We start from the raw sequence: 7988 nt of genomic DNA on the forward strand, positions 1-7988 counted from the left end.
GACGCCAACACCTCACCGCAGACGAGACCAGGAACAACCACCACATGCATTCCAACCCCCTCCTGACCGAGCAGCGCGCCGAACGCCTGCTGCGCGACCACGTCCGTCCGGCGATCTACCGCGATCGCCTGCCCCTGGAGCTGTCGGCCTGGCAGGCACCGGGCGAGCCGGTCCACTTCACCCGGGCCGTCACCGAGGACTACTCCCCCATCGCCGTCGGCACCCCCTGGGGACCGCCGTGGGGCACCACCTGGTTCCACGCGATCGGGAGCGTGCCCGCCGGGTGGCGCCGGGCGGAGGGCACGCACGTGGAGCTGAGCATCGACCTGGGTTTCACCGCCGCACAGCCCGGATTCCAGGCCGAGGGCCTGCTGCTGCGCCCCGACGGCTCGGCGGTCAAGGCGCTTTCCCCGCGCAACCACACGGTCCCCTGGGACGGCGAGCCGGATGCTATCGACGTCTACGTGGAGGCTGCCTCCAACCCGGATGTGGCCGGGGGCTTCGGCTTCTCCCCCACGCCCTACGGCTACCGGGAGACCGCGGGCAGCGACCCGCTGTACCGCCTGGGCCGCGCCGATGTGGCCCTGCGCGACGACGTCGTGTGGGAGCTGGTTCAGGATCTGGCCGTCCTGCTGGAGCTGGCGGCCGCCCTGCCGGAGGACTCCACCCGCCGCGCCCGCATCGACGCGGCGCTGGAACGCGCCGCCGACATCGTCGATCCCGCCGACGTGGCCGGCACCGCGCCGACGGCCCGGGACGCGCTGGCCGGCGTGCTCGCCTGCCGGGCCAATGCGAGCGCGCACCACGTGCTCGCCGTCGGGCATGCGCATATCGACTCCGCCTGGCTGTGGCCGGTGCGCGAGACGGTACGCAAGTGCGTGCGCACCTTCTCCAGTGCATTAGCGCTGATGGATCAGGATCCGGGCTTCGTCTTCGCCTGTTCCTCCGCCCAGCAGTACCAATGGGTCAAACAGGCTCAGCCGGAGCTGTTTGAGCGCATCCGGCAGCGGGTGGCCGAGGGACGCTTCGTGCCCGTGGGCGGCATGTGGTTGGAGTCGGATACGAATATGCCCGGGTCGGAGGCATTGGCCCGCCAGTTCATTGAGGGGAAGCGGTTCTTCCTGGAGGAGTTCGGGGTGGAGACGCGGGATGTGTGGCTGCCGGACTCCTTCGGTTACAGCGGCTCACTGCCTCAGATCGCCCGGGCGGCCGGCTCCCCCTGGTTCCTGTCCCAGAAGCTGTCCTGGAACGACACCGATCGCATGCCGCACCACACGTTCTACTGGGAGGGCATCGACGGGTCTCGCGTACTGACTCACTTTCCCCCGGTGGACGCCTACAACGCCCGGCTATCAGTCACCGAGCTGCGCCACGCCGAGGCGAACTTCGCGGAGAAGGGCATCTGCACCACCTCGATCGTGCCCTTCGGCTACGGCGACGGCGGTGGCGGCCCCACCCGGGAGATGCTGGCGGCCGCGCACCGCTTCCAGGATCTTGAGGGTGTGCCAACGGTGGAGCTGGGCAGTCCGAATACCTTCTTCGAACGCGCCCAGGGCGAAGCCGAGGCCCTGTCCGCCGAAGGGGGCGGTGCCCGGCTGCCGGTGTGGAACGGGGAGATGTACCTGGAGTTCCACCGCGGCACCTACACCTCCCAGCTGCGCACCAAGCAGGGCAACCGCCGCAGTGAGCACCTGTTGCGGGAGGCCGAGTTGTGGGCGGCGACGGCGGCCGTCTACTTCGGCGCACCCTACCCGTATGAGGCTTTGAAGGAGTCGTGGCGCACGGTGCTGCGCAACCAGTTCCACGACATTCTCCCGGGCACCTCCATCGGTTGGGTGTATCAGCGCACCGAGGCCGAGTACGCCGAGGTCGCGCGCACACTCGAGGGGGTGATCGGCGACGCCGCCGCCGCGCTCGTGGGGAGCGGGGACACTCCGCTGCTGTTCAACGCCGCCCCGGCGGCGCGCGACGGCGTGCCCGCGCTGGGCGCTGGCGAACCGGTGCCCGCCTTCGGCGAAGTGTCGGTGGAGCAGTCCGCGGGCGGATGGGTCATTGACAACGGGCTGCTCCGTCTGGTGCTCGACACCGCCGGGACCCTTACCTCGGTCGTGGACCTGGAGGCCGGCCGGGAGCTGCTCCCGCCGGGCGCCCGGGCGGGCCTGTTGCAGCTGCACCGCGATACCCCGCGCCAGTGGGATGCCTGGGACATTGACGCCGAGTACCGGCACACGGTCCAAGACGTGCTCGATGTACGGGATCTGGAGGTCACGCGGGACGCGGACGGCGTGTGCGTGCGCCTTACCCGCGCGCTCGGACGGGCCTCCACACTGGTGGAGTGCATCCGCCTGCACCCGGGCTCCAAGCAGGTGGTCTTCGACTTCGACGTCGACTGGCATGAGCGGCAGCAGCTGCTCAAGCTGGCATTCCCCCTGGACCTGGTGGCGGAGGCCTCCACCGCCGAAATGCAGTTCGGGCACGTGGCCCGCCCAACACATCAAAACACCTCCTGGGATGCCGCCCGCTACGAGATCTGCGCTCACCGCTGGATTCACGTGGGCGAGCCCGACTACGGGGTGGCAGTGCTGAACGACTCCACCTACGGCCACGACGTCACCCGGGACCTGGACGCCTTAGGTCACCCGATGACGACGGTACGACTGTCCCTGCTGCGCGCGCCGCTGTTCCCTGATCCGGAGGCCGACCAGGGGCAACACTCGCTCAGGGTCGCGCTGCGCCCGGGGGCCACGATCGACGACGCCGTGCGGGAGGGGTATGCCTTCAACCTGCCTGCGCGCATGGTCACCGGCGCCCACGAGGTGGCCCCGATCGTGTCCGTCGACGGCACGGGCGTGGTCGTAGAGACGGTCAAACTCGCCGAGGATCGCAGCGGTGACGTCGTCGTCCGCCTGTACGAGTCACTGGGGGCCCGCACCCGCGGCGCAGTCACCACCGGCTTCGCCGCCGCCTCGGTAGTCACCACCGATTTGTTGGAGCGCCCGAGCGACGTCGTCGAGTTGCGCACCGTTCCCGCCGAGAGCGCCAACGGCGCGCAGGCGGGCGCCCTGACCAGCGGCTTCGAGCTGCGCCCCTTCCAGATCCTCACGCTGAGGATCGCCCGGGTGTGATCGGTGGGCGCCGCCGACTACGGCACCCGCGCAGTGCAGGAACCCGAGCAGCATGCCGCACCCCGAACCTCGAGGCGAGTCGGCTCAGTACTTCTCAATCGCGATGTCACCGGGGTCACCGCCCGCACCATCATGGCCGTAGATCAAGGACTGCCCGTCGCTGATACCGGTGTTGAGGCCTCGATTCGCGTTCATGAATACGCCTTCCGGGTCGTGCTCGGGCGCGACGTCGTCGGCCCAGTTGTGGACCTCAATACTCTGCCGGCGGGTCGGCGGGTTGTCGAGGTTGAAGCTGACTGCGCCGTCGGCGCCGGTGGAGTACCACGAATACGGTTCCCCGAACTCATCCTGGAGGTACTCGGAGTTGAAGGCGTCAAGGTCGGCGAACAAGCCTTGGTTGACCGCCTCCGCATACGCTTGGGATTCCAGCGTGCTCCGAGTGATGGTGATCGGGTTGTCGAACGCCACGTCCGCCCCTGCAATATCCGTCATGCGCTCAACGCCGATGGCATTCAGGTATCCGTACGCATTGCCCATATCCTGGCCCATGGCCCCGAGGTCGCCGGCGTCGGCCATGCTGGAATAATCGGCCATAGCGGCATCGACGAACGCCTTGGAGATGGTTGCGGCAGCATCCTGATTGTCAATTAGCCGGTAGATCAGCGTGGTGTACACGCTGTTGGCATCACCGCTGTTCTTGCTGCCATCGTCCCTGTACAGGCCCAATCCCTTGGTGGTGCCGCCACCGGCCACCCCGCTGCCCTCGTCGGCGGTGCTGGCCACCACCACCGCCAGGTTCTCCTTCATGGCCTCCGTGTAGTCCTCGAAGGGCACCTGGTCGACGGCGAACTCGATCGACCTTGCGGTGACCCAGGTTGCCGCGGCGGAGGTCTCCTCATCCTGGCTGCCGCGCATGGTTGATACCGCCGCCATGGCGGCGGTGAGCTCCTCCAGGGTGCTGGAGTCCCAGCTGTCGGCAAGCGTCTCCCACCGCTCCCGAGTCCGTTCCCCCGGCACCCACCAACCGCCACTCATCTCACCATCGGGGTTGAGGTACTCGAACGCAGCTCGGACGTTGGCCTGGTCGGTGGCGGCGTCAGGCTCAAAGCCGGGAATGTCCAGGCCGCGCTCGTCCGAGTCCGCCGTACACGCCACCATTGGCATGCAGGCCACCAGTAGTGCCAACAGGAATGTTCTAGTTCTTCTTGATCGCGATCTCACCGGGCTCACCCCCTATGCCGTCCCCTCCACGGATCAGGCAGACCCCTCTGCGGACCCCGGCGTTCACGCCACTGTCCGCACGCATGACCGCGTATTCAGGATCGTGTTCGGGGTCGATGGCGTTGGCCCAGCTGTGGATCTGGGCGCTCTGCTCGCTGCTCGGCGGAGCATCCAGCGTGAAAGTGGTGGTGCCGTCATCGTTGGTCGTGTACCACGAGTAGGGCTCGCCACTACCCCCATCCTGTAGGTATTCGGAGTTGAATGCCTCCGGATCGGTGAACAGCCCCTGGTTAACCGCATCGGCATAGGCCATGGCCTCCAACGCCCAACGCGTTGTGCCGATCGGGTTGTCGAACTCCGCGTTGGCACCCATGACATCCACCATGCGCTCACCGCCGATTACAGTCAGGTACCCGTACACGCTCCCAACAATCTGATACTTCATTTCAAGCGTCGTCACGTCGCCGACGTCCGGATAACGTTCCATGGCGGCATCAAACAACGCCGAACGGATGTTCGCAGCGGCGGCTTTGTTGTCAATAACTCGATAGACCATCGTTGTATACAGGCTGTTGGCGTCGTCCAGGTCCTTGCCCTTCTCACCCTGATACAGGCCCAATCCCTTAGGGGAACCGCCCGTAGCGACTTTCACTCCTTCGTCCGCGGTGTTGACCACCACCACCGCCAGGTTCTCCTTCACAGCGTCGGTGTAATACCTGGACGGCACCTGGTCGACGGCGAACTCGATCGACCTTGCGGTGACCCAGGTCGCCGCGGCTGAGGTCTCCTCATCCGGGCTGCTACGCATCGTCGAGACCGCGGCCATTGCCGCCGTCAGCTCCTCCAGGGTGCTGGAGTCCCAGCTGTCGGCAAGCGTCTCCCACCGCTCCCGAGTCCGTTCCCCCGGCACCCACCACCCGTCGCTGATCTCACCATCGGGAGCCAAATACTCGAGGGCGGCCTGGGCGTTGGCCTCACTGTCCTTCACGCGCATGTCGAAGCCGGGGATATCCAAGGCGTCCCCGCGCGAACCAAGCGAGCACGCCCCCAGCGGCGCACACGTCATCAGCAGTACCAACACGGCCGCCGCCAGTCGAAAACTAATAGTGCGCTGTTTCATGGTTCATCGGTGGGCTGGACGATAATCGTCTGGATCTCCGCCACCGGGATGCTGGTGGTTGTTGTGGTGGTGAGGGGGGTGAGGTTGCCGGTTTGTCCGGTGGATGAGGTCCAGCTGGCGGTGTATAGGACGCTGATGTCTAGCGGGGTAACGGAGTCTTCCAGGTGGGCGGAGCTGCGGGTGAACATGATCATGCAGTCGGTGCCCAGGTAGTCGTTCTGCTCGGTCCAGGGGATACCGAAGCCGGTGCAGTCGACCTCGCTGTCGGGGGCCGAGAGGTCGAGCTTGTTGGAGGCCGCGGTCACGGTCACGCTGGTTGAGCCGACGGTGGCCTGGATCTCGACTCGGCTGGGGGTGTTGTTGGTGGTCCAGATCCAGGTGGCGAAGCCGACAATGGTGGCTTGGCTGTCGCCGATCTTGGGGTTGTAGTCGATGGCGGGGGCGGGGATGCTGACGCTTTCCCAGACGGTGGTGGCCAGAGTGGCGGGATCGACGTGTGGGGCCGGCGGGGTATCATCGGCGACGACCCAGATCACGGTGGGGTTGTTGTTGACGAACTCATGCTGTGCCTTCACGAAGCTTTGGACGTCGGGGAATACCGAGGGGTCGCAGTAGGAGCGCCACCACTGACCGTTGGTGTCCTCGGCGTGGTCTTCCCAGTCGGCGTACAGGGGTTTGAGTCCGGGGGCGCTTTCGGGGGCATTGCGGTAGATCTCTGCGATCTCGGGGCCGGTGTAGGTGGGTTTGTAGCCGCATGAGGGCGGGACTTGTACGACCTGGGTGGAGGAGGTGACCGTCTGGCTGGTCGGCGTGCTACCGGGGGAGGCGTAGGTCACGGTCACCGATGCCTCGATGGAGCCCCCGCCGTCACCGGAAGCCGAGACACCAGCCGAAGGCGAACTCTGGGCTACATCAGCCTGGCCAGCATGCGGGCTGTCGGTGATTAAGAGTGCGGACGTCAGGGTCAGGACGGCGGCGAGCAGGCCGTGGATCTTCCGGGTGCGCATCCGGCATCACTCCACAGTGCAGTCATCATTGGAGACTAAGGTCTCCGAGGTGGTGAGCCAATTACCGTCCGGGCCGGGGACCATGATTACATGATATTCGGCGTAACGTTGGTAATCCGGTCCGGTGATGTCGTTGCCGTCGGCATCAGTGACAGTGACTTGTGTGCGGTCGTTGCACGTGTTTAGTTCTGCATAGGTGCCGTCTTCTGCCACGGACACCTCGGTGATTGTTACTCGCAAGGGCGGGTTCGCGCGTTGGCCGTTCAGGGAGCGAGCGTCCTGCTCAATCGTGACCAGCACGTCGCCTGTTGCGACGGTGGGCAGGTTCTCGATGCCTTCGCCGGTCGACCAGATGCGCCAGGTGACTTGGTCATAGGCGACGTAGTCAACCAGTGCCTTGGTCTGTGCTTCGGTGAGGTCTTCGGGGATGGAGACCATGTGGTAGCCCAGCTCCTGGTCTGACAGAGACTCAAGGGTAGGGGCGGCAGCAGACGCCGACGCGGAGGCCGCCGCCGCGGCAGCCGACTCAGACGCCTCCGCCGAGGCCATCGCCTCCGGATCATAGGTGGGGATGCCCAAGGGGTTGTCATCGGAATCGGACGAGCACGCCACCAGGGGCGCACAGGCCAGCAGCAGCGCCGCAGCGCCAGCGGCAGCACGGCGCAGCCCCAGACGAGACAGGTATGTTGACAGTTGCATGCTAGACAGCTCTCCTTTGCAGCACTGGGTGGATGGCAGGGGTTGGTTAGTAGCCTGGGTCGGCGGCTTCGTCGTCGGCTTTTGGCGTGGGCGAGGGAACTACGACGCGCGTACTGGTTGCGGAGGCCAACTCCGGTATCTGGGCCAGGGCCGGCTCAAGGACGGCATGGAATTTACCCACCTGCTCATCCAGATCCTCCTCCGGACCCCAATAAGTCAGCCTCGCCAACAGCACCTGCGTGTCGTTGTAACGCCACGCCACATAGATGTCGACGCTGTCGGTCCATGCCCAGCCCTCGCCCTCCACACCCGCGAAAGTCACCTCCCGGGCGGTATCGGGGTACTCGGCGGGAATGTCATCAAACTCCACCACCCCATAGCCGGTATCCAGACGCGTACCGATACGGTAGTTGATCTCGAGCTGTCCGAAGGGATCGCTGTTGGATCGTGCATAGCACTCATAGTGGTAACCGGAGTCACCGGTTTTCACGTTCTCTGTGGGCCCGGTGCTGTAGCTATACCAGTAGGTGTCAAAACCGAGAATGTTCTGGAGGTCCTGGTTGGGGAAAACACCACAGATCATCTCATCCGCCAGAGGCGTCTCCGGCGGCTGCGTGGTCTCGTCCGAACCATTAATGAGTCCGCACGCAGCCAGGGAGGTTACCAGGCACAAGGCCGCAGCGGCCCTACCCCACCACCACCGGATTGCGCGTCCGGGTTCTCTGGTCCTACTTCCTCTTGATTGCGACTGCACCGTCTTCATCTCCCTACCTCCCTTCGCCGTCACCGTCCTGAACCACCATCAGCCATCCCACG

The 7988-nt window shown here is 65.7% G+C and carries 6 protein-coding genes; 1 reads left to right on the plus strand and 5 read right to left on the minus strand.

Annotated elements, in window-relative coordinates; translation table 11 throughout:
• Window positions 1-44: 44 nt before the first annotated feature.
• The gene (locus tag ACGLYG10_RS03500) at window positions 45-3125 is read left to right on the plus strand and encodes an alpha-mannosidase (RefSeq protein WP_073327951.1); all 3081 of its coding nucleotides are present in this window, start codon (window positions 45-47) and stop codon (window positions 3123-3125) included.
• Window positions 3126-3209: 84 nt separating this feature from the next.
• Here ACGLYG10_RS03500 and ACGLYG10_RS03505 read toward each other — a convergent pair whose 3' ends face one another.
• Genes ACGLYG10_RS03505 through ACGLYG10_RS03525 form a run of 5 tightly spaced genes read right to left on the minus strand, consistent with a single transcriptional unit; the run spans window position 3210 to window position 7845 of the window.
• Entirely contained in the window at window positions 3210-4310 is a 1101-nt protein-coding gene (locus ACGLYG10_RS03505; RefSeq protein WP_073327952.1) for a DUF6571 family protein, read from the minus strand.
• A 10-nt stretch (window positions 4311-4320) separates the two neighbouring features.
• Window positions 4321-5466: a DUF6571 family protein gene (locus ACGLYG10_RS03510; RefSeq protein WP_073327954.1), complete on the minus strand. Its 1146-nt coding sequence runs from the start codon at window positions 5464-5466 to the stop codon at window positions 4321-4323.
• On the minus strand, window positions 5463-6473 hold the full coding sequence (locus ACGLYG10_RS15535; protein ID WP_083565445.1) for a hypothetical protein: 1011 nt from the start codon (window positions 6471-6473) through the stop codon (window positions 5463-5465). Before ACGLYG10_RS15535 ends, ACGLYG10_RS03510 begins: the two co-directional genes overlap by 4 nt.
• A 6-nt stretch (window positions 6474-6479) precedes the next feature.
• On the minus strand, window positions 6480-7172 hold the full coding sequence (locus tag ACGLYG10_RS03520) for a hypothetical protein (protein WP_073327955.1): 693 nt from the start codon (window positions 7170-7172) through the stop codon (window positions 6480-6482).
• Between the two features lie 46 nt (window positions 7173-7218).
• Window positions 7219-7845 (minus strand): hypothetical protein, encoded by a 627-nt coding sequence (locus ACGLYG10_RS03525; RefSeq protein ID WP_139240793.1) that lies wholly within the window; start codon window positions 7843-7845, stop codon window positions 7219-7221.
• Between the last annotated feature and the right edge of the window lie 143 nt (window positions 7846-7988).

It is taken from the genome of Actinomyces glycerinitolerans (assembly GCF_900098745.1).
Classification (GTDB): domain Bacteria; phylum Actinomycetota; class Actinomycetes; order Actinomycetales; family Actinomycetaceae; genus Actinomyces; species Actinomyces glycerinitolerans.

Excerpts from the sequence above, each read along its gene's own strand:
- ACGLYG10_RS03500 (WP_073327951.1), top strand. The coding sequence starts at position 45 with ATGCATTCCAACCCCCTCCTGACCGAGCAGCGCGCCGAACGCCTGCTG.
- ACGLYG10_RS03510 (WP_073327954.1), bottom strand. The coding sequence starts at position 5,466 with ATGAAACAGCGCACTATTAGTTTTCGACTGGCGGCGGCCGTGTTGGTA.
- ACGLYG10_RS15535 (WP_083565445.1), bottom strand. The coding sequence starts at position 6,473 with ATGCGCACCCGGAAGATCCACGGCCTGCTCGCCGCCGTCCTGACCCTG.
- ACGLYG10_RS03520 (WP_073327955.1), bottom strand. The coding sequence starts at position 7,172 with ATGCAACTGTCAACATACCTGTCTCGTCTGGGGCTGCGCCGTGCTGCC.